The sequence below is a fragment of the Mesorhizobium sp. M1A.F.Ca.IN.022.06.1.1 genome, assembly GCF_003952605.1.
Taxonomy (GTDB): Bacteria; Pseudomonadota; Alphaproteobacteria; order Rhizobiales; family Rhizobiaceae; genus Mesorhizobium.
This window is the reverse complement of the sequence record NZ_CP034455.1, coordinates 4815336-4837358: the sequence shown is the minus strand read 5'-3', so window position 1 is coordinate 4837358 and position 22023 is coordinate 4815336. Positions and strand designations below refer to the sequence as shown.

Annotated in this window: 16 protein-coding genes; 9 read left to right on the top strand and 7 right to left on the bottom strand. The window is 62.4% G+C overall.

Going from position 1 to position 22023, the window contains the following annotated elements; genetic code table 11:
• Positions 1 to 7 precede the first annotated feature (7 nt).
• Positions 8 to 1009 (bottom strand): transglutaminase-like cysteine peptidase, encoded by a 1002-nt coding sequence (locus EJ078_RS23145; RefSeq protein ID WP_127403730.1) that lies wholly within the window; start codon positions 1007 to 1009, stop codon positions 8 to 10.
• Between the two features lie 324 nt (positions 1010 to 1333).
• On the opposite strand from EJ078_RS23145, the gene EJ078_RS23140 reads away from it, so the two are divergent.
• The 3 genes from EJ078_RS23140 to EJ078_RS23130 all read left to right on the top strand — a co-directional run bounded on the left by EJ078_RS23140 (position 1334) and on the right by EJ078_RS23130 (position 11796).
• Positions 1334 to 9922: an Ig-like domain-containing protein gene (locus EJ078_RS23140; protein ID WP_208720842.1), complete on the top strand. Its 8589-nt coding sequence runs from the start codon at positions 1334 to 1336 to the stop codon at positions 9920 to 9922.
• Between the two features lie 72 nt (positions 9923 to 9994).
• Complete coding sequence (locus tag EJ078_RS23135) at positions 9995 to 10363, top strand: hypothetical protein (protein ID WP_066989339.1); 369 nt, start codon at positions 9995 to 9997, stop codon at positions 10361 to 10363.
• A 230-nt stretch (positions 10364 to 10593) separates the two neighbouring features.
• Positions 10594 to 11796, top strand: coding sequence for an ABC transporter substrate-binding protein (locus tag EJ078_RS23130; protein ID WP_127403728.1), 1203 nt, complete (start codon positions 10594 to 10596; stop codon positions 11794 to 11796).
• Between the two features lie 9 nt (positions 11797 to 11805).
• Here the strand turns inward: EJ078_RS23130 and EJ078_RS23125 are convergent, their stop codons facing one another.
• From EJ078_RS23125 to EJ078_RS23105, 6 genes are read right to left on the bottom strand one after another with little or no spacing between them, the layout of a single operon-like run.
• Complete coding sequence (locus EJ078_RS23125; protein ID WP_095826436.1) at positions 11806 to 12351, bottom strand: prepilin peptidase; 546 nt, start codon at positions 12349 to 12351, stop codon at positions 11806 to 11808.
• Positions 12348 to 12896, bottom strand: a complete 549-nt coding sequence (locus tag EJ078_RS23120) for a tetratricopeptide repeat protein (protein ID WP_095814209.1) — start codon at positions 12894 to 12896, stop codon at positions 12348 to 12350. The genes EJ078_RS23125 and EJ078_RS23120 overlap by 4 nt, the downstream gene beginning before the upstream one ends.
• Positions 12897 to 12948: 52 nt before the next feature.
• Entirely contained in the window at positions 12949 to 13479 is a 531-nt protein-coding gene (locus EJ078_RS30530; RefSeq protein ID WP_245458915.1) for a type II secretion system F family protein, read from the bottom strand.
• Positions 13449 to 13841, bottom strand: coding sequence for a hypothetical protein (locus EJ078_RS30525; RefSeq protein WP_245458912.1), 393 nt, complete (start codon positions 13839 to 13841; stop codon positions 13449 to 13451). The genes EJ078_RS30530 and EJ078_RS30525 overlap by 31 nt, the downstream gene beginning before the upstream one ends.
• A 58-nt stretch (positions 13842 to 13899) precedes the next feature.
• Positions 13900 to 14871, bottom strand: coding sequence for a type II secretion system F family protein (locus tag EJ078_RS23110; RefSeq protein WP_095826437.1), 972 nt, complete (start codon positions 14869 to 14871; stop codon positions 13900 to 13902).
• Positions 14871 to 16253 (bottom strand): CpaF family protein, encoded by a 1383-nt coding sequence (locus tag EJ078_RS23105; RefSeq protein ID WP_095826438.1) that lies wholly within the window; start codon positions 16251 to 16253, stop codon positions 14871 to 14873. The genes EJ078_RS23110 and EJ078_RS23105 overlap by 1 nt, the downstream gene beginning before the upstream one ends.
• A gap of 496 nt (positions 16254 to 16749) precedes the next feature.
• Between EJ078_RS23105 and EJ078_RS23100 the strand changes: the two genes are divergently transcribed.
• The 6 genes from EJ078_RS23100 to EJ078_RS23075 all read left to right on the top strand — a co-directional run bounded on the left by EJ078_RS23100 (position 16750) and on the right by EJ078_RS23075 (position 22007).
• Positions 16750 to 16962: a Flp family type IVb pilin gene (locus tag EJ078_RS23100; protein ID WP_095826439.1), complete on the top strand. Its 213-nt coding sequence runs from the start codon at positions 16750 to 16752 to the stop codon at positions 16960 to 16962.
• A 106-nt stretch (positions 16963 to 17068) separates the two neighbouring features.
• Positions 17069 to 18109, top strand: coding sequence for a Flp pilus assembly protein CpaB (gene cpaB / locus EJ078_RS23095; protein ID WP_127215760.1), 1041 nt, complete (start codon positions 17069 to 17071; stop codon positions 18107 to 18109).
• 113 nt (positions 18110 to 18222) lie between these two features.
• Entirely contained in the window at positions 18223 to 19605 is a 1383-nt protein-coding gene (locus EJ078_RS23090) for a type II and III secretion system protein family protein (RefSeq protein ID WP_245457073.1), read from the top strand.
• On the top strand, positions 19592 to 19885 hold the full coding sequence (locus EJ078_RS23085; RefSeq protein ID WP_095826442.1) for a hypothetical protein: 294 nt from the start codon (positions 19592 to 19594) through the stop codon (positions 19883 to 19885). The genes EJ078_RS23090 and EJ078_RS23085 overlap by 14 nt, the downstream gene beginning before the upstream one ends.
• A gap of 59 nt (positions 19886 to 19944) precedes the next feature.
• A complete protein-coding gene (locus tag EJ078_RS23080) occupies positions 19945 to 21468 on the top strand; it encodes a pilus assembly protein TadG-related protein (protein WP_095826443.1) in 1524 nt (507 codons plus the stop codon).
• A 5-nt stretch (positions 21469 to 21473) separates the two neighbouring features.
• The gene (locus EJ078_RS23075) at positions 21474 to 22007 is read left to right on the top strand and encodes a TadE/TadG family type IV pilus assembly protein (RefSeq protein WP_095826444.1); all 534 of its coding nucleotides are present in this window, start codon (positions 21474 to 21476) and stop codon (positions 22005 to 22007) included.
• Positions 22008 to 22023: the final 16 nt, after the last annotated feature.

Here is a 22023-nt window from a genome sequence, read left to right as displayed (position 1 = left end):
AAGCCGCCTACTTCGCTCCGAAACCGGAGGCTGCCGACGTGACCGTCACATCGGGCGAAGCGCCTTCGCCGGGCGCCACTGTCGCGAAACCACCGGCGATGTCGGCGATCTGTGCGCCGGCTTTCGTGCCGTGGATCCAGGCTCGGTCGGTGCTGAATGAATAGAGCGGGACATAATCGCGAAGATCGCGGTCCATCGCCACAACGTTGCTGAGGCTGTCCAGGATGAAGGTGCCGCTTCCGGTGCTCACCGACAGCACCGCGTGGAAGAATTTCCGGCGGCGATCCTGCAGCACGACGAGCGACATGCTCTGCGCCGGGATCCCGGCGCGCAACAGCGCCGCCATCTTCAGGATCGCGAAATCCTCGCAATCGCCGGCGCGATGCTCGAGGATCTCCGACGGCTTCGCCCAGTAGTCGAGCTTGCCGTAGACGACGCTGTCCTTGCGATAGGCGATCAGCCGGTTGATGCTGCTGTTGACGAAGTCCAGCTTGTCGCGAAAAGCCTTGTTGGCTGCAATGCCGACGATCTCCCCAAACGCAGCGTTCTCACGATCGCAGGCACTTCCGGCCGTGCAGTCGATAATCGCCTTGTAGACAGGCGCCCAGCGCGCGGCGACCGGGAAGTTGCGCATGGACAAGGCGACCGACCCGAACACGCCCGGAATGATCGCCCCAGTCTGAATCGGGTCAACCTGGATCGGGTCGATCCGGATCGGATCGACGCCGGGGGTAGCCTCTCCACTCGCAGAACTTGCCGCCGGGCGGACTTCGAGAGGCGCATAGGCACTGGCGGCACCGCCGACCCGGTACGCGGCAACAGGCTGCCATGGCTGCAATCTGGCCAGCGAAACGCCGCCGAGATCGGCCGGCGCAGGCAGCGTTTGAGAGGCGGGACTTGCGACGGAGACTGCGCTGGCCGACGACGCATTCGGCAGACCGGCCAGGCCGATTGCCAGCAGCAGAACCTTGACCCTCGACGCCGACGAGGCAGTTTTTTGTATTTTCATGACGCCCACCTTTGACTGTGGACGCTACCGATCTTGTCTCAAATTATCGGAAAGGAAGGTGGGTAAATTTCCGCGAATCAATCTATTCTGCTTTGTCTCAAATTTTATTCAAATTTATACTTGAATTTGTCGAACTGCCGCCGCGCTCCCCAGCCGGTTCGGCGGCGCCCCTGAAGATATATAATTGGATATATCGTTGCGATTTACCAAGTGTAAAAAATGCAAATCCATGCATATTCAAGTATATCAAAAAGATTGAAGGTACGTTGCAAAGTTCGAGCCCCGCATGTCTCTTGCCGGGAAATGCCGAAGGGGGCTTGAGCTATGACGACCAGTATCGAATTCGACGCCGTTTCAAATTTCTCGGACGAGCACGCGACTGTCAGCGAACAGCCGATTTCGGGTGTCATTTCGGGCGTCCAAGTCGCCCAGGCCTCCGGCGGCCAGACGGCACCAGCGGCCGGCGAACCTGTGCCGGTCGATGTGGGAAGCGGCGCGCCGGCAAAGGGCGACGGCAACGCCCAGAACGCACAAAGCACAGCCAAGCCGGCGGCGGACGGCAACGCTCCTGCCGCCAACGCCCCTGCCGGAAACGCGCCAACACCGAACACGGCAGCCTCGTACGTTGCGCATGAATATCACGCCGAGGCAGGCAATGTCGTGAAGCTTCCGGCCAATGTCTCGATCGACGACATCAAGGTCGACGGGCACAATCTGGTGCTGGTGCAGCCGGACGGCGCCGAGATCGTCATCAAGGACGGCGCGCTCAACGTACCGACCTTCATCATCGGCGATGTCGAGGTGCCGCGCGTTGCCCTGATCGCCGCGCTCGAAGCCAGCCATGTCGATGTCGCCTTCGGCGCCGACGGCTCGATCTCGGCCGGCGGAAATGGCTCGCCAAGCAGCGCCGGCGGAGACTTCTCGGTGCCGCCTGGCGGGATCGGCGACGGCTTCGGCCTGTCGGCACTTTTGCCGCCAACGGCATTGGCGTTCGGACAGCCGGAGAACCGCGAACTGTTCCCGTCCCTGCTTAAGCCGGACTCCACGCCGTCGATCGGGACCATTGGCGAAGCGAGCGTCAACGAAGCCGGCCTGCCGCCACACGGCGGATTGCCGGCCGGTTCCGGCGAGATCGCCGACGGCGATTCCGGCAACAACTCCAACACCTCCGAGACCACTTCCGGCACCATTGGCTTCACCTCGCCGGACGGCGTGGCGCAAGTCACGCTCGGCGGCCATGTGCTGACCTCCGCGGCGCAGACCTTCACCGACGCCACAGGCTCGCTGACCGCAAGCTATTCTTTCGACGCGGCTACCGGCACCGGCACGATCAATTACAGCTACACGCTGAACACCAACACTTCGGGCGACGGCACGAGTGTGAGCTTCGCGGTCGGCGTGACCGACTCCGACGGCGATGCCGCACCTCCCGGCACCCTCGTGATCAACATCATCGACGATGCGCCGACTGCTGTTGCGGATACGGATGCCGTGCCTTCGGGCTCACACGCGTCGATCGATGGCAACGTCATCACCGGCGCGGGCAGCGACGGCAACGCGACAGGCGCCGATATCCAGGGCGCCGACGGCGCGAGCGTTACGTCGGCCTATGGCAAGGACGGCGCGGGATCGGCGCAGACGGTAACGGGCGCCGGAGTGTCGATCGTCGGCGAGTATGGCACGCTGGTGCTGCACTCGGACGGCAGCTACACTTACACCCGCGCCGCGGAGACGAAGGGCGGGGTGGACGACGTATTCCACTACACGCTGACGGATGGCGACGGAAACCAGTCTTCGACGACACTGACCATCTCGATCGGCAACTCGACGCCTACCGTGACCGACCTGACGCCGGCAGCCAATGGCGGCGACGTGACGGTCAACGAGGACGACCTGCTCGCCAGCCGCGGCGCCGGTGAATCGGCCGGCTCCGACACCTCCAAGGAGAGCACCACCCAGGGCGGCACCTTCACCATTGCCTCGCCCGACGGCATCGCCACGCTCAGCATCGACGGCCACGCCTTCATCACCAACGGCGTCTTCAGCGCCGGCTCCTTCACCACGGCGCTCGGCAACACGCTCAACGTCACCGGCTACAATGCCGCAACCGGCGTCGTCAGCTACACCTACACGCTCAACGACAACGAGACGCATGCCGCCGGCCAGGGAACCAACAGCCTGTTCGAGAACATGACCGTCTCGCTCACCGACCAGGACGGCCAGAACGCCACCGGCACGCTCTCCGTCAACATCGTCGACGACGTGCCGACCGCGGTCGCCGACACCGATGCCGTGCCTGCGGGCTCGTTCGCCTCGATCGGCGGCAACGTCATGACCGGCGCGGGCAGCGACGGCAATGCGGCCGGCGCCGACACCAAGGGCGCCGACGGCGCAACCGTGGTCGGCGTCGCGGCCGGCAACACCAATGCCGATCTCGACAACGCCGCCACCGTCGGCTCCGTCATCCAGGGCACCTACGGCAAGCTAACGCTCAATGCCGACGGCTCCTACACCTATGTCCGCGACGCCGGCACCGCCGGCGGCCATGACGACGTCTTCACCTACACCATCAAGGACGGCGACGGCGACACCTCGCACACCACGCTGACCATCTCGATCGGCAACACGCCGCCGACCATCACCGACCTGACGCCGGCAGCCAATGGCGGCGACGTGACGGTCAAAGAGGACGACCTGCTCGCCAGCCGCGGCGCCGGTGAATCGGCCGGCTCCGACACCTCCAAGGAGAGCACCACCCAGGGCGGCACCTTCACCATTGCCTCGCCCGACGGCATCGCCACGCTCAGCATCGACGGCCACGCCTTCATCACCAACGGCGTCTTCAGCGCCGGCTCCTTCACCACGGCGCTCGGCAACACGCTCAACGTCACCGGCTACAATGCCGCAACCGGCGTCGTCAGCTACACCTACACGCTCAACGACAACGAGACGCATGCCGCCGGCCAGGGAACCAACAGCCTGTTCGAGAACATGACCGTCTCGCTCACCGACCAGGACGGCCAGAACGCCACCGGCACGCTCTCCGTCAACATCGTCGACGACGTGCCGACCGCGGTCGCCGACACCGATGCCGTGCCTGCGGGCTCGTTCGCCTCGATCGGCGGCAACGTCATGACCGGCGCGGGCAGCGACGGCAATGCGGCCGGCGCCGACACCAAGGGCGCCGACGGCGCAACCGTGGTCGGCGTCGCGGCCGGCAACACCAATGCCGATCTCGACAGCGCCGCCACCGTCGGCTCCGTCATCCAGGGCACCTACGGCAAGCTGACGCTCAATGCCGACGGCTCCTACACCTATGTCCGCGACGCCGGCACCGCCGGCGGCCATGACGACGTCTTCACCTACACCATCAAGGACGGCGACGGCGACACCTCGCACACCACGCTGACCATCTCGATCGGCAACACGCCGCCGACCATCACCGACCTGACGCCGGCAGCCAATGGCGGCGACGTGACGGTCAACGAGGACGACCTGCTCGCCAGCCGCGGCGCCGGTGAATCGGCCGGCTCCGACACCTCCAAGGAGAGCACCACCCAGGGCGGCACCTTCACCATTGCCTCGCCCGACGGCATCGCCACGCTCAGCATCGACGGCCACGCCTTCATCACCAACGGCGTCTTCAGCGCCGGCTCCTTCACCACGGCGCTCGGCAACACGCTCAACGTCACCGGCTACAATGCCGCAACCGGCGTCGTCAGCTACACCTACACGCTCAACGACAACGAGACGCATGCCGCCGGCCAGGGAACCAACAGCCTGTTCGAGAACATGACCGTCTCGCTCACCGACCAGGACGGCCAGAACGCCACCGGCACGCTCTCCGTCAACATCGTCGACGACGTGCCGACCGCGGTCGCCGACACCGATGCCGTGCCTGCGGGCTCGTTCGCCTCGATCGGCGGCAACGTCATGACCGGCGCGGGCAGCGACGGCAATGCGGCCGGCGCCGACACCAAGGGCGCCGACGGCGCAACCGTGGTCGGCGTCGCGGCCGGCAACACCAATGCCGATCTCGACAACGCCGCCACCGTCGGCTCCGTCATCCAGGGCACCTACGGCAAGCTGACGCTCAATGCCGACGGCTCCTACACCTATGTCCGCGACGCCGGCACCGCCGGCGGCCATGACGACGTCTTCACCTACACCATCAAGGACGGCGACGGCGACACCTCGCACACCACGCTGACCATCTCGATCGGCAACACGCCGCCGACCATCACCGACCTGACGCCGGCAGCCAATGGCGGCGACGTGACGGTCAACGAGGACGACCTGCTCGCCAGCCGCGGCGCCGGTGAATCGGCCGGCTCCGACACCTCCAAGGAGAGCACCACCCAGGGCGGCACCTTCACCATTGCCTCGCCCGACGGCATCGCCACGCTCAGCATCGACGGCCACGCCTTCATCACCAACGGCGTCTTCAGCGCCGGCTCCTTCACCACGGCGCTCGGCAACACGCTCAACGTCACCGGCTACAATGCCGCAACCGGCGTCGTCAGCTACACCTACACGCTCAACGACAACGAGACGCATGCCGCCGGCCAGGGAACCAACAGCCTGTTCGAGAACATGACCGTCTCGCTCACCGACCAGGACGGCCAGAACGCCACCGGCACGCTCTCCGTCAACATCGTCGACGACGTGCCGACCGCGGTCGCCGACACCGATGCCGTGCCTGCGGGCTCGTTCGCCTCGATCGGCGGCAACGTCATGACCGGCGCGGGCAGCGACGGCAATGCGGCCGGCGCCGACACCAAGGGCGCCGACGGCGCAACCGTGGTCGGCGTCGCGGCCGGCAACACCAATGCCGATCTCGACAGCGCCGCCACCGTCGGCTCCGTCATCCAGGGCACCTACGGCAAGCTGACGCTCAATGCCGACGGCTCCTACACCTATGTCCGCGACGCCGGCACCGCCGGCGGCCATGACGACGTCTTCACCTACACCATCAAGGACGGCGACGGCGACACCTCGCACACCACGCTGACCATCTCGATCGGCAACACGCCGCCGACCATCACCGACCTGACGCCGGCAGCCAATGGCGGCGACGTGACGGTCAACGAGGACGACCTGCTCGCCAGCCGCGGCGCCGGTGAATCGGCCGGCTCCGACACCTCCAAGGAGAGCACCACCCAGGGCGGCACCTTCACCATTGCCTCGCCCGACGGCATCGCCACGCTCAGCATCGACGGCCACGCCTTCATCACCAACGGCGTCTTCAGCGCCGGCTCCTTCACCACGGCGCTCGGCAACACGCTCAACGTCACCGGCTACAATGCCGCAACCGGCGTCGTCAGCTACACCTACACGCTCAACGACAACGAGACGCATGCCGCCGGCCAGGGAACCAACAGCCTGTTCGAGAACATGACCGTCTCGCTCACCGACCAGGACGGCCAGAACGCCACCGGCACGCTCTCCGTCAACATCGTCGACGACGTGCCGACCGCGGTCGCCGACACCGATGCCGTGCCTGCGGGCTCGTTCGCCTCGATCGGCGGCAACGTCATGACCGGCGCGGGCAGCGACGGCAATGCGGCCGGCGCCGACACCAAGGGCGCCGACGGCGCAACCGTGGTCGGCGTCGCGGCCGGCAACACCAATGCCGATCTCGACAGCGCCGCCACCGTCGGCTCCGTCATCCAGGGCACCTACGGCAAGCTGACGCTCAATGCCGACGGCTCCTACACCTATGTCCGCGACGCCGGCACCGCCGGCGGCCATGACGACGTCTTCACCTACACCATCAAGGACGGCGACGGCGACACCTCGCACACCACGCTGACCATCTCGATCGGCAACACGCCGCCGACCATCACCGACCTGACGCCGGCAGCCAATGGCGGCGACGTGACGGTCAACGAGGACGACCTGCTCGCCAGCCGCGGCGCCGGTGAATCGGCCGGCTCCGACACCTCCAAGGAGAGCACCACCCAGGGCGGCACCTTCACCATTGCCTCGCCCGACGGCATCGCCACGCTCAGCATCGACGGCCACGCCTTCATCACCAACGGCGTCTTCAGCGCCGGCTCCTTCACCACGGCGCTCGGCAACACGCTCAACGTCACCGGCTACAATGCCGCAACCGGCGTCGTCAGCTACACCTACACGCTCAACGACAACGAGACGCATGCCGCCGGCCAGGGAACCAACAGCCTGTTCGAGAACATGACCGTCTCGCTCACCGACCAGGACGGCCAGAACGCCACCGGCACGCTCTCCGTCAACATCGTCGACGACGTGCCGACCGCGGTCGCCGACACCGATGCCGTGCCTGCGGGCTCGTTCGCCTCGATCGGCGGCAACGTCATGACCGGCGCGGGCAGCGACGGCAATGCGGCCGGCGCCGACACCAAGGGCGCCGACGGCGCAACCGTGGTCGGCGTCGCGGCCGGCAACACCAATGCCGATCTCGACAGCGCCGCCACCGTCGGCTCCGTCATCCAGGGCACCTACGGCAAGCTAACGCTCAATGCCGACGGCTCCTACACCTATGTCCGCGACGCCGGCACCGCCGGCGGCCATGACGACGTCTTCACCTACACCATCAAGGACGGCGACGGCGACACCTCGCACACCACGCTGACCATCTCGATCGGCAACACGCCGCCGACCATCACCGACCTGACGCCGGCAGCCAATGGCGGCGACGTGACGGTCAACGAGGACGACCTGCTCGCCAGCCGCGGCGCCGGTGAATCGGCCGGCTCCGACACCTCCAAGGAGAGCACCACCCAGGGCGGCACCTTCACCATTGCCTCGCCCGACGGCATCGCCACGCTCAGCATCGACGGCCACGCCTTCATCACCAACGGCGTCTTCAGCGCCGGCTCCTTCACCACGGCGCTCGGCAACACGCTCAACGTCACCGGCTACAATGCCGCAACCGGCGTCGTCAGCTACACCTACACGCTCAACGACAACGAGACGCATGCCGCCGGCCAGGGCACCAACAGCCTGTTCGAGAACATGACCGTCTCGCTCACCGACCAGGACGGCCAGAACGCCACCGGCACGCTCTCGGCCAACATCATCGACGACGTGCCGACGCTGAACAGCGTGCAGGGCCAGCAGGCCAGCAACGACCCCGCGCAGACGCCCGCCGTCGGGGCCATCAATTTCGTTCCCGGTGCTGACGGCGCCGGCGCGGCCATGACGATCACGGTCAATACAACCGGGTTGACCTCCAATGGGCACAATCTTGTCACAGAGCAGGTCGGCAACGTGCTGACGGCCTACGCCGACAACAACAACAACGGAAGCCATGACGCCGGCGACACGGCGGTCTTCACGGTCACGGTGAACACCGCGGCCGGCACCTCGGGGCAATACACCTTCGATCTGCTGGCCAAACTTGACGGCATGACAAGCAATGTCTCCATTGCCTCGAGCGGTTCATTCGGCGCCGGCCCCAGCAACTCCATCGTCGTGACGGCCGGCGGTCAGAACATCGTCATGGTGACCGGCTGGGCGCCCACGGATGCCGGCGGCATCTTCACTGGAGCTCACGAGGCTGCCTGGCTGGCAGGCGGCGATCCGTCGCTCGCGCAGACGTCCAACGTCAACGGCTCGACCGCCGGTTGGGGACTTGGCAACAATAACTTCGACGCGGGCGAGTTCATGCGCTTCGATTTCGGTGCGCCGAACGACTACGACGGAGCCGGCGGCTATACGCCCCCGGCCATCACCATGGCGAATGTCAGCTATGCCAAATTTTCGTTCGACGCAGTGAGCGCCAGCAACAAGGTCGAGTTCGTCGCCCACTACACCGACGGAAGCACCGCTTCCTTCATTCCAACGACCGGTGCGACGTCGCTGACGATCAATTCGCCTGCAGGCCTGCAGATCGCCTGGGTCGACGCATACGAGTCTTCGGGCAAGACCAAGCTCAACCTCACGGACGTCGGTGTGACATCGACCACGGTCGACCACACCATTCCGGTGACGCTGCAGCTTACGGACGGTGACGGCGACCAGACTGGAACGGCGAATTTCACTGTTCACGTCAAAGACGGCTTGACGCCTTTCGCCGTCGCCACCCCGGTGGTGCTCGACCTCAACCACGACGGAATCCAGACCACCGATCTCACGCACTCCACCGTTTCGTTCGACTACAACGGCGATGGTGTCGCCTCGAAGACCGCCTGGGTAGATTCGCATGACGGTATCCTGGCGATCGACCTCAATGGCGACGGCAAGGTGAACAACGGTTCGGAAATCGCCTTCACCCAACACGCCCCGGGTGCTGCGACCGACCTTGCCGCGCTCGAGCAGGTCTACGACACGAACCATGACGGCAAGCTGACCGCCGCCGACCACGACTTCGCGCAATTTGGTGTCTGGCAGGATGCCAATGGCAATGGCGTGTCGGACCCAGGTGAGTTCAAGAGCCTTGCCGCTTTGGGCATCGTCGAGATCGGACTGGAAAGCAACAACCAGCATTCGGTTTCGGCCGACGGCTCGGTCCTGACCTATGGCGAAGCAACTTTCACGACCGCCAACGGCGAGACGGGCGCGGTCGCCGATATCGGCTTCGGCAATTTCGACAGCGCCGCTTCCGGAGCTGCGTCGACCATGGCCGGCACTTCGGGCGCCGATACGTTCAAGCTGGACAGCCTGGACATCAAGGATCTGATCACCGACTACCACGGCTCGGAGGGCGACAAGATCGACCTCAGCGCCCTGTTCGACACCGCGCCTGCCGGCAATATCAACAACTACGTCCACTATAACAGCGAAACCAATACGGTGAGCGTGGACGCCAGCGGCTCGGGCAATCCCGCCAACTTCGTCGATGTCGCCGTTCTTCAGAACGCGCCTGCCGCCGGAACGATCAACATTCTTTACGACGACTCGAACCATCAACAGCACACGGCCACGATTTAGTGCTTATGCGCGGCCGTGCTGCTATGCTAAGCGTTAGCGAACCGTGAATTCGCAATTTGGAGAGGGGCTTACATGAAACATTCCGTAAGACTGCTGGCTTCGGCCGTGGCGGTGCTGCTCGCCGGATCGACCGGCTTTGCCGCAGATATCATCGGCGAGCCGGCGGTGAATTATTGCCGCACCGTCGGCACCTCGGACCTGGTGCTGACCGACAACATGGTCGAGCTCAAGGACCATGTGGTGAAGCTGATGGACGAATCGGTCGCCGTCGCCAACAGCCCGGAATGGATCAACTCGTCGCGCCCCGCCTTCGTCTGGGCCTCGGAAGCCAAGGTCGCCTGCGGCAAGGCCTATGGCTATCTCAAGACCAACTACAAGGACGAGGACTACCTCAACAAGTGCGAATGCTTCCACGACCGCATGGTCGAGTACATGCACTGAGCTGACGGGCGCGCCGACCAGCTGCGATGATGGCCAAGAGAGCCTGGGCCGAGGCCGACGCTTGCGTGCGACCGGCGCAGGTCGCCACGCATGCCGGCGTAGCGCGGCTTTTCCGACGCGGGTTTTCGCGAGCGTTGGAGCGGTTCATCGTTTCCGGGAAACGCCGAACTGCTCCGGCTATGCGTTTTTGCGCAATTGCGGACGGGAAACCGCTGCGCACTTTTCCTGGAATGGCCCCGGCGCTCGCCTTTGCCGTGGTCGCGGCGATCTCCGGCTGCCAGTCGAAGAACGGCGCATCGGAGGTGCTGGATCCCGCGGCGATCGCCGCTCCGGCAAGCCAGGCCGGTGCCAACACCGCCGCGCCCGCGCAGCTGACCGCCAGTTCCGCAGCGACCGCTCCCAAGGGCAATCTGACGCTCGGCACGGGCTCGACCAAGATCGCCATGCTTTTGCCGCTCTCCGCCCCCGGCAGCGCGGGCGAGAACGGCAGGAAGATGTATGATGCCGCGCGGCTGGCAATGGCCGATCTCGGCGACAAGCTGGTGACGCTGACCATCGAGGACACGCGCGGCGACAGCCGCTATGCCAAGGACCTGGCGGTGAAGGCGATCACTTCGGGCGGCGTGAAAATCGTCATCGGGCCGGCCGAGCTTGCGGCGGCGCAGCACCTTGCCAAGCTCTCCGGCACGCAGCGGCCGCCGGTGCTGGCGCTGGCCGACAATTTCGCCGGCGGCCCGGGCGTCTATGCGGTGCGGCTCAGCGAAGCCGACAGCGCGGCGGCGGGCGCGGCAGCGGTCGCCAGCAAGGGCGCCAAGAAATTCGTGCTCCTGGTGCCGGCGGGCGCGAACGCCGGCGCCGTCGAGGCGCGGGTCGCCAACGCGCTCAGCATCTATGGCGCAACGCTTGCCGTGACGCTTCCCTATTCGGCGTCGGACGCCGCCAAGGTGGTGTCGGACATGGGCTCGCTGGTCGAGGCCCCCGACGCCGTCGTCGTCGCCAGCGGCGACGGCAGCCCTGTCGCCGTGCTGTCGGCCCTTAAGGCGAAGGGTATTCCGGGCAAGGCGGTGAGCCTGATCGGCACCGAACGCTGGCTCGAGCGCCCGATCGATCCGCTCTATGAGGGCGCCTATATCGCAACGCTCGACCAGAGCGAGACCGGACCGATCGCCGACCGTTTCAAGGCGACCTACAACTATCAGCCCGACGTCAACGTCGCCTACGCCTACGACATGGTGGCGCTGTCGGCCGGCATAGCAAGCTCGGTCGGCCCGAACGGTTTCTCCAAACAGGTGCTGGAGAACGCCAGCGGCTTCCGCGGCTCGACCGGCCTGTTCCGCTTCCGCGCCGACGGCTCGAGCCAAAGATCGATGCCATTTTTCAAGGTGGAGAAAGGTAGACTGAAGCTGGTGGAGAAACAGACCGCGGGGTTTTGAAAGCGCTGGCTAGTTAAGCTGCCCTAGAACCCCGGAGCTACTGGCCAGTGCCACATTGGCATAGATCTGAAACGCGATCGTGCAGATCGCAGCTGCCGAGATTGGCACGCCGAAAGGCACGACGCCTTTGCGATCCAGGTGCTGCACATAATGGCGGAACATCCCGGCCGGCAAAAGAAAAGGATTTTTTACCAGGACCGCTGTAGCGACTGCGAAACCCAGCAGAAACACCGAAAAGACGACGAGACCGCTTCCTCCAATCAGAAACGGTGTGACCGCCATCAGCTTCACATCGCCGGCACCGACCTTGCGCAGAACCCAGAACGGAAAGAGCGCGATGAACAGGACCAAGCCGGCAATGGCGCTCAAGCCCATGTCCCACCATGACCCCGCCTGAACCGACAAAAGTTGGAGCGAACCGAGGCCCAGGCAAAGCAACAGTAGAACGTCGCGGTTGGAGATCTTCTGGGTCGAGAAATCGACCCAGGCGACCCTAGCAAGCAGTGGAATGGCTAAAGCCTTGAGCAGCAGCGACGCGGCAAGCAAAAGGCTCATGACCGCTCGATGTTCCGCACGCTGGACGACAGAAGCTTCAGATTGTTGGCCACGGTTGGATCGTTGGGGGCGAGTTCATAGGCCTTGAGGAAATTCGCCCGCGCGTCCTGCAGCTTGCCGCGCAGGAGATAGGAATAGCCGACGTTGTTGTAGTATTCAGGGGTCGCACCGAGCAGCTTGTAGGCCCGCCTATAAGCCATGTCGGAAAGATCGAAACGACGAATGCGGTCGCAGGAAGCGGCGAGGCCCAACCAGGCGACGCCATCGTTGGGCGCCAGCCGCGTCGCCTTGTAGAACAAGGCGCCGGCATTGCCGTAGTTCTCGGAGCGAAACTGGGTCTTGGCCTCGGTGACCGCCTGGTCCGAGGCATAGTAGTCGACATCGCTGACCGTCTTCAGCCCATCAAAGGCGTCGCCGAAGGCGGTGTAATCGCCTTTCGCGGGTTCGTTGGTGCGCACGACACCGTCGCTGGGATCGGTCTGGCAACCGGCCAGCAACATAGTCAACACACCAGCAGCGGCCGCGAGGCGTATTTTCCCTGTCATTCTGTCCCCCAGGGGTCCCCCGACTCAGTTCAGAACCTAAGCATACGACGGCTTAGAAGAAAATGCCCTTCATTCGAATGATGATCGGCAACAGGACAATCATCAAAACCACAGGAAACACGCAGACGCCGAGCGGTATCATCATCTTCACCGGCAACGCGTTGCCCCGCTCTTCGGCGCGCAGAATTCTCTTGCTGCGCATCTCGTCGCTGTAGACGCGTAGAGCTTCCGTGAGGCTCGTGCCCAGTTCTTCCGACTGCCGGAACAGCACGGCCAGAGCGCGCGCCTCCTCAAGCCCCAGTCGATCGGCGAGGTCGCGTAGGGCCTCCCGAAGAGGCTTGCCGGCTCGCAGTTGCAGGTTCATGATCGACAACTGGATGCCAAGCCATCTATGCGTGCCGGCCAACTCAGTTGTCACACGCTCGACAGCCGCCTCCAAGCTCATGCCGGCATCGGCGCAGGTGATCATCATGTCCATAAAATCGGGAAACCCACGACGATAAGTTTCCTTCTGTCCATTTTCGAAACGATCGAGCGCGATGCTGGGAATGACTAAGCAGGCAAGACCAAACAGAGCTGCCACTGCGAATACAAAAATTCCTGGAATTTGCGGTGGACGACAGCGTAACAACCAAGAAAGCCAATGCCCACGGCCGCGATGCGCGACAGCGTATAAACAGCCGGTGCGCTAGACTGATAGAATCCTGCGCGAAAGAGCTTTGCCTCCAGGGCATTCGGTTCACCACGCTCCTTCTCGACCGAACGGAAATATGCATCGACTGGACGCTGAGCTGCAATCTTGGCGAGTTGGTCCTGCCCGGCAAGCGATCGGCGGCTGGCGATCCCTTCTGACAGTAAGCTCTGCGAGACCAGCTTCCGGGTTTGAAGTGCAGGGAGGAAGATCAGCGCGACGAACAGGAAAAGGGCCGCCGCTGCCAGGAACACTGCGATGGATATCAGGAAGCCTAGATTCTGGATACTCGAAAACAGGTTTATGCTCCCGTCAAAAATCGAAGTTGACCATGCGGTACATAATGAAGTCACCCAGCAGGGCCCAGACCCCAAAGATCACGAAAGCAGGCATTAGGAGAGGATTGTTCCAAATGTCACCGTAGTAGCTGGGAGCGATAATCATGAGGAGGCCGAACATCACTAGTGGAAACAAGGAAATGATCCAGGCCGAGACCCGGCCTTCAGCAGACAATGCCCTGATCTTCAAGCGTAGCTTCTGGCGCTCCCGCAACACGGTTGAGAGATTTGCGAGGATTTCGGTAAGATTGCCGCCAGTCTTGGCCTGAATCGATAAGGACACCGACAGCAGGTGCAGGCCCTCAAAACCGACGCGTTGCGACAGTTTTCGAACCGCATTTTCAAGACTAAGCCCAAATGTGATCTCGTCCGAAACGATACCGAATTCGGTGCCGAGCGGGTCCGGCATTTCGCGAGCGACAAGCCCCATGGCTACAGTTGTGGGATGCCCGGCTCGCAGCGAACGCACGATCATGTCGAGTGCGTCGGGAAGCTGTGCAGCAAATTTCTGGATGCGCTTGTTGCGCGCGCGCCGTAGCACCAGCAACGGAAGCGCGATCCCCACAATCAAAAAGACCAACAGCCCAGCCACCGACGAAAACCCGAACATCATTGGCAACATCAGTGCCAACGCCAGTCCTGCCAATAGAAACAGCGAAGCGAATACTAAGGGATTTCCAGTGACACCCGACTGCGTATACAATCGGTTCAAGGCGATCATGCCGAAAATGTAGTCACCGGACGCCGTCAATCCGCGCTCTCGCAGCAAGCCCTGCAGCGCTTGTTCCGCTGGGGCTTCCTCAGTGAGCCGCGCGAGACGTCGATTAATCGTACCGGCTCGGACACGGCGCGCAGCGTAGGACAAATAAAACGACTCGGCCGCGAGGATAACTGACGCAGCAGCCAAAACGTAGACGAAGTAAAGTAGAGTCTGACCCGTCGGCATCAAAGCGGAACCTGCGGATTGAAAGCGTCTTTTGCGAAATGGTGTCCTAGCGTTATCGCCTCCTGAGCGAATCGTGGGCGAACACCGGTTGCGCGGAACTCGCCAACAATGGTGCCGTCCGGGGCTACATCCCGACGGACGAACTGATAGATCTCCTGGAGCTGGACGACATTGCCTTCCATCCCGGTAATCTCTGAGATGGAAACGACGCGCCGGCCACCATCGGAAAGGCGCTGCGTCTGCACGATGATATTGATGGCGGAGGCGATCTGAGCGCGGATGGATTCATGCGTCATCGGCATACCGGCCATGCCGACCATCTGCTCCAGGCGCGATATGGCATCGCGCGGCGTGTTGGCGTGGATTGTCGTCATCGAGCCTTCATGGCCGGTGTTCATGGCCTGCAGCATGTCGAAGGCCTCCTCGCCGCGCACCTCGCCGACGATGATGCGATCCGGCCGCATGCGCAACGCGTTCTTCAACAACTCACGCTGGCGAACCTCCCCCCTGCCCTCGACATTGGGGGGGCGGGTTTCCAACCGACCGACATGCGGCTGTTGCAGTTGCAGTTCCGCCGCATCCTCGATCGTAACTAGGCGTTCCTTGGCCGGTATGTAGCTCGAAAGCGCGTTGAGCAGCGTCGTCTTGCCACTGCCTGTGCCGCCTGAAACGAGGAGCGATTTGCGCGCCTGCACGGCGATCCGCAGAAGGTCGATCATTGGTTGGCGGATCGAATTAAATGCCATCAAGCGTTCCAGCGAATAGGGATGCTTGGAGAATTTGCGGATGGACACCAGCGGACCGTCGACCGAGATCGGGCGGACCGCGATGTTGACGCGCGAGCCGTCGTCCAGGCGAGCATCGACCATCGGCGCGGATTCATCGACTCGCCTGCCAATGTTCGAAACGATCTTGTTGATGACGCGCAGCAGATGCGCCTCGTCGCGGAAGCGAATCGAGGTCTCCTCGAGCACGCCGCGGCGCTCGACGAATACTCGCGCGTGGGTGTTGATGAGGATATCGGCGATCGAATCATCTTTGAGCAAGGGCTCGATCGGACCCAGCCCCAGCATCTCGTCCGCCGTGTCGCTGGTTAGTTGATCCAGTTCTCGCGCATTCAACGGCACGTTGCGGCCGCGTACGAATTCACGCACGATCGGCCGGATTTCATTGAGGATCTCGTCCTTTGACGCAGTTTCGAGAACTGCGAGGTTGAACCGGTCAATGAGATGGCTATGCAGCTCGACCTTGAGCGTCAGGAAATCGTCATTCTGATCGGCTTCTGTCGCGAGAACGTTCACCGGTCCATTCAATGCAGGGACGACTGGTGCCGGCTGCGGGGCCCGCTGCTCATTCGATCCTTTGATGAAGCGCCCCAACATGTCACCGAACCCTGCTGATTTCCCCGACGTTGAAACTAAGCATTAACCACGACGGGCACAAGCGGCCTGAAGGCCACACTAGATGTATTACTTGTTACATAGTTAAGAAATCGAGCTATGAGAAACCGTTTTATTTTGCACTGCCTCTCCCTACCGACCAAGGTCCTAGGACCTTTGCCGATATCCGTGGCAATGCGCCCTCTAACCTCCTTAATATAAAGGGATATGTTATATATCTAATGTTGTACGCGGGACGGCACGGTTGTGGCCGAATTGTGAATGAATGGTTAAGACGGGTTGAAAATCGAAGCGAATCAAGCATTTGTAAAAACTGAAGGAGTGAAAAATCCAGTATTGAAAGGTTAAGGGACTGTTAATCCGTTTGACTCGCCTTTTTTGTGGGACAAGGATTGAACGTGACGGGGGATGCTTTGGTATGGGGTTCATTCCTTGGCTCTGTCTCGTCGGGTTCAAACCTCCAAAGGGAGAAATTGGCATGAAGAAGCTCATGACGATGGCCCGGCAGTTCCGCGACGACGAAAACGGCGCTGCCATGGTCGAATATTCTATTCTGGTCGGCATCATTGCTGGCGCTGCGATTCTCATCATCGTCGGCATTGGCTTGTGGGTGAACGGCCGCTTTACCGGCCTGTGCACCACCTTGAATGCCAGCGGCATTGGCACCTGCGGCGCTGGCGTCGGCAGCTAAGCAACGCGAGGTTGTCAGGCCCGGTGAAGGCAATCCGGGCCTGACAACTAGGACGGGCCGCGTCGGGCGATGCGGTCGAACAAAATAAGGCCTTGGGGTTGGGCTCATGCGCGCCAATACAGTTATAATGATTGTTCTCGCCGGCGTGTTCGGTGTTTTGGCTGTCGTGCTCGCCAATATCTGGCTGGCCAACCAGCGCAACGCCATGGCGCAATCCAATGGCGTGCAAGCGAGCACCATCGTAGTCGCGGCGATGCCGCTGAAATTCGGCGATGCATTGAGCGCCGACAAATTGCGCGAAATTCCTTGGCCCGCCGGTGCAGTCCCGTCTGGGTCTTTCAAGACTATCAAGGATGCCTTGGCCGGCAATGGAGCCAGGCAGGCGCTACAATCCATCAGTGCCAACGAACCGATCCTCTCAGCCAAGATCACCGGACCAGGCCAGCGGGCCACCCTGTCGGCGGTGCTGGGAGAGGGCATGAAGGCCGTGTCCATTCGCGTCAACGACGTGCTGGGCGTCGCCGGCTTCGTGTTCCCGGGCGACCGGGTCGATGTGCTATTGACGCGCACGGTCCGCGACGGAGGCGGCGGGGAAAAGAGTTTTGTCGACGTGCTCCTGCAGAGCGTCAAGGTGCTGGCAATCGACCAGGTCGCCGACGAAAGCAAGGACAGCCCGACCGTGGCCAAGGCAGTGACGGTCGAAGTCGACACCAAGGACGCGCAGAAGCTGACTTTAGCCGCCGGAGCGGGTCAGTTGTCGTTGGCCCTGAGGCAGGCAGCAGGCAGCCGGGGAGAAACGACAGAGCGAGTAACGCTCGCCGACCTGGTCGGCGATACTCCGGAGGACGTTGCCAAACGGCAGGCGGAACTCGACAGGCAGAAGGCCGCGGAAGCCGCCGCCGCCGAAGAGCGTAAGCGCGCCAACGACAAGATCGATGGATTGGCCCAAGCGGTGGAGCGGGTCGGAAGCCAGATTGACGAATTGAGCAAAGTCAAGCCGACGCCTGCTGTTGCGCCCGAACCACAGGTGCAACAAGTTGTCAAGGAAGTCGTCAAATATGTGCAGCCGGAACCGCCGGCCCGCGCTACAATCGGTGTCTTTCGAGGTGTAAAACTCGAAACATACGATGTGCCGCGACAAAAGTAACGCTGGCATATTAGGGTGAGGGGTCCGAATCAGCCAGCGAGGGGGTAGCGTAGATGCGTGCGTTCTGGGGACCACTTACGGCGGCTGCTTTGGTATTGTCCTGTGCATTGCCGTTGAGTTTCGCGGTTCATGCAGCCGACCGCTTTATCGACGTGTCGAGCCCGTCGCTACACCGCGTGTTCATCCCCGTCTCGCAATCGGCGACGATCCAGGTGAACGCCACACTGGGCGACATCGTCGTTGGCGACGAAAAGATCGCCGATGCGCAGCCGATGACAGACAAGACGCTCTACATCATCGGCAAGAGCCTCGGCACCACCACCGTCAATCTGTTTTCCGAGGACAAGCGCTCGCTGGGCGCCATCCAGATCGAGGTCGGCCAGGATGTCAGCGACATGGCGGCCGCCATCCGCCAGGTGGCGCCGAAGGCGCGCATCGAAATCGGCTCCATCAACGGCAAAGTTCGGCTGAGCGGCCATGTCAAGGACGCCGCGACCCTGGCGCAAATCGTCGAGGTCACGCAGCAATATGGGCCGGACTCGATCATCAACGCCGTCACCATCGATGACAGCGAGCAGGTCAATCTTTCGGTACGCATCCTGGAGGCCAAGCGAAATGCCGGCCGTGACCTAGGCGTGTCATTCAAGAGCACGAACAGGAGCGGAACGTCAAAGGTTGGCACTGGCATTGCCGCGGTCGATGAAGACGGTGCAGTGCTTGGGTCAGGGACGCTGCTCAGTGGCCTCCTTTCCAACTCCACTCCGTTCGGAGCACTGCTGACGCGCGTCATCGACAGCAACATCAAAGTCGACATGTATATCGAAGCACTCGAGTCGAAGGGATTGGTGCGACTGCTGGCCGAACCGAATCTCACCACGGTCTCCGGCGAAACCGCGAGTTTCAACGCCGGCGGCGAAGTGCCGATCCGCAGTGTCAACAGCCAGGGTGAGATCGAGATCCAGTTCAAGCAGTTCGGCGTCAATCTGAACTTCACCCCGGTCGTGCTCGACGACGGCAAGATCCATATGAAGCTGGCGCCGGAAGTGAGCGACCTGACCGGCTTCACTCCCGCCGGCGATCCGATCTTCACCAACCGCAAGCTGGCAACCGTGGTCAATCTGCGCGACGGTCAGAGCTTCGCGGTTGGTGGGCTGCTCTCCAGCAAGAACACAAGGCTTCAAGACCAGGTGCCATGGCTCGGCCAGGTGCCGATCATCGGGGCGCTGTTCAAGAATTCGAGCACGCAGAAGGAAGAGACGGAGCTGGTCGTCATCGTCACGCCGCATCTGGTGCGGCCGGTCAAGCCCGGCGAACAACTGGCGACGCCATTCGACAAGACAAGGCCGGCCAACGACCCGGAACTTTTCCTGCTCGGCCAGCTCGAAGTCAGCAAGGACATGATCAGGAAGTATGAGCTGGGCGACGGCGTCACTGGTCCCTATGGCCACATGCTGGATGTGAAATCGAAGGACAAGCTGGTCTATGTCAAGAAATAAGCTCCTGTTCGTCCTGCTCGGTTCCAGCCTGCTTGGAGGCTGCGCCGCGGACTATCTGAACAACTACGACACGATGACGTTAGCGTCGGGCGATTCGCAGAAAGCCAACCAGCTGCTGCAGACGGTTGATCCGTACAATCCAGCTTCCAACAACACGAAGATCGAAGGCGACGGGGCGCGGTCCGTCGCGGTCGTTCAGAAATATAAGCTTCCGCCGACGGCTGCGGCGGCACCGGCAACGAACATGACGGTTGGAACGTCGAGCGCGAGCAATGAGTGAAATGAGGCGGTGAAGCGGGCGTTCGAGGAGCCTGCTACATAGGGGTAAAGGGTAAGGCCATGCTGCGGGTTATTCGCGCGTTCTGGCACGACCAAGGGGGCATAGCGCTCATTCTTGTCGCCATCATGCTGCCGGCTATTGTTGGTCTTTCGGTCCTTGCTATAGACATGAGCCGCGCGAACAACCTGCACAATGATCTGCAGAAGGGCTCTGATGCCATGGCGCTCGCCGCCGCGGCCGAGCTCGACGGCCGCGCCGATTCAATCACCAGGGCCGATAGGGCGCTCGCAAATCTGGTGACCAACCACTACAGATTCTCCGGTCCAACCGGCGTCGACCAGGTTCTTCAGGCTGCCGGTGTGACCAGACGCTACCTGCGGTCGCTGCCAGCCTCAGACATTCTTCCTATCACGTCCGCAAACATCATCACAGACGAAGTGGCCGGGGCGCTCGAGGCCCGCTACATTGAGGTCACCGCCACACCGGTCGGGTTCTGGTCGATGTTCCCGATCTCGTTCATCAGCGGCAACACCAGCGACAACTCCTTCAACGTGGGATCGGTTTCGGTTGCCGGCTTCACCCGTGGCGTCTGCGATTTCACGCCGGTCTATATTTGTAACCCGTACGAGGGCTCGGGCGACACCATCTATTCCGTGGCGGCTGACCCAACAAAGCGGCGCCGTCTCATCGAGCTGCGCCAGCAGGGAGGCAATACGGCGCAGAACTCGCCTGGAAATTATGGGTTCCTGCAACCACCGGACGGTACCGGCGGCGCCAATGCGATCAGGGACATGATCGCCAAGACCAAGTCGGCAGCCTGTTACAATTCGCGCGGCGTCCTCCTGCGACCGGGCTTCATCGCCACGGTCCGAGACGCTTTGAACGTGCGTTTCGACGTCTACAACGGGTCGATGAACGGCAATAAGAACAATGCCGACTACGCGCCGGGCGAAAACGTGCGCAAAGGCTATCAGATGCCGTCGAAGGGCAATGGGAATGCTTGCAACGCTGATCTCGCCAGCCCGCCAGACCCTACCAAGTATGATGCCTTCCCGCGCGACAACTGCTTTTCGACCGGCTGCTCGATAGCGAACGGCCGCGTGGGTGATGGCAACTGGAACTTTGACCAGTACTGGAGCACCAATTTTGCAACGACGACCAACCCTGTCAGCGTCTCGAAACCCGTCGGCGCCGATGGCGTGAACCCGGCGAGCAACACCAACCAGCCGACCCGCTACAGCGTCTACCGCTACGAAATCGCGCAGGGCATCGTTAACCACCCATCGAACGGCGGTGAGCGCGGGACACCGGCCTGTTCGAATAACTCGGTCTCCAATCCAGACCGCCGCATCCTCTATGGCGCCATCCTGAATTGTCAGGCCCTGGCAGCGGCCGGCTTGATGGGCGGTGGCAACTCCTCACCGCCGCTACCAGTCGAGGCCTTCGCCAGCTTTTTTATCACGGAGACGGTCGAAAGCGGTTCGGACCAAACCATCAGGGTCGAGCTTGTAGACGTCACCGGTCGTGAGGGCCAAGGGACACTTGATAAATTCCTGCGCGACGAAGCGCAGCTCTATCGGTGACAGCCATGGCGCAGGCATTGTCCCGCATGGTCCGTCGTTTCCGCCGAGATGAGCGCGGCACCGTGCTGGTCGAGATGGCGATCGTCGCGCCACTGATGTTCATCCTGTCGGCAGGCGTGTTCGAGTTCGGCAATCTAATCCATCAGAAGCTTCTAATGGAAGCCGGGCTCAGCGATGGCGCGCGGTTCGCCGCGCGCTGCAATAGCCAGCTTTATACCGATGCCGGGCTCGCCGCGATCAACTGCGCCAATGTCGCCACCAACATCATCGTCTTCGGCAATGTGGCCGGGACCCCGCCGGCGCGCATCAAAGGCTGGACGACATCGGATGTCACGGTGACAATCGCCGATCCGGCCGACTGCAAAAACACTGTGGATCCCGGCACTGGCACCGTCCTTTACCTATCGACGACGTCCCAGGTTTGCATCGTCACGGCCTCGGGCACCATCAATTATAGTGGCGTCGGCTGGCTGTCGCTGCTCAATATCGGCCCAATCACGCTGACGGCCAGTCATCAGGAGCGGTTGATCCGATTCTGATGATGCTCAAGCGGTT

Bases quoted from the DNA above. Each gene is read 5' to 3' on its own strand.
- EJ078_RS23080 (WP_095826443.1), top strand. From the start codon at position 19,945: ATGCTGCGGGTTATTCGCGCGTTCTGGCACGACCAAGGGGGCATAGCG.
- EJ078_RS23120 (WP_095814209.1), bottom strand. From the start codon at position 12,896: ATGACAGGGAAAATACGCCTCGCGGCCGCTGCTGGTGTGTTGACTATG.
- cpaB (WP_127215760.1), top strand. From the start codon at position 17,069: ATGCGCGCCAATACAGTTATAATGATTGTTCTCGCCGGCGTGTTCGGT.
- EJ078_RS23130 (WP_127403728.1), top strand. From the start codon at position 10,594: ATGGCCCCGGCGCTCGCCTTTGCCGTGGTCGCGGCGATCTCCGGCTGC.
- EJ078_RS23110 (WP_095826437.1), bottom strand. From the start codon at position 14,871: ATGCCGACGGGTCAGACTCTACTTTACTTCGTCTACGTTTTGGCTGCT.
- EJ078_RS23140 (WP_208720842.1), top strand. From the start codon at position 1,334: ATGACGACCAGTATCGAATTCGACGCCGTTTCAAATTTCTCGGACGAG.
- EJ078_RS23145 (WP_127403730.1), bottom strand. From the start codon at position 1,009: ATGAAAATACAAAAAACTGCCTCGTCGGCGTCGAGGGTCAAGGTTCTG.
- EJ078_RS23125 (WP_095826436.1), bottom strand. From the start codon at position 12,351: ATGAGCCTTTTGCTTGCCGCGTCGCTGCTGCTCAAGGCTTTAGCCATT.
- EJ078_RS23105 (WP_095826438.1), bottom strand. From the start codon at position 16,253: ATGTTGGGGCGCTTCATCAAAGGATCGAATGAGCAGCGGGCCCCGCAG.
- EJ078_RS23100 (WP_095826439.1), top strand. From the start codon at position 16,750: ATGAAGAAGCTCATGACGATGGCCCGGCAGTTCCGCGACGACGAAAAC.
- EJ078_RS23085 (WP_095826442.1), top strand. From the start codon at position 19,592: ATGTCAAGAAATAAGCTCCTGTTCGTCCTGCTCGGTTCCAGCCTGCTT.
- EJ078_RS23075 (WP_095826444.1), top strand. From the start codon at position 21,474: ATGGCGCAGGCATTGTCCCGCATGGTCCGTCGTTTCCGCCGAGATGAG.
- EJ078_RS23135 (WP_066989339.1), top strand. From the start codon at position 9,995: ATGAAACATTCCGTAAGACTGCTGGCTTCGGCCGTGGCGGTGCTGCTC.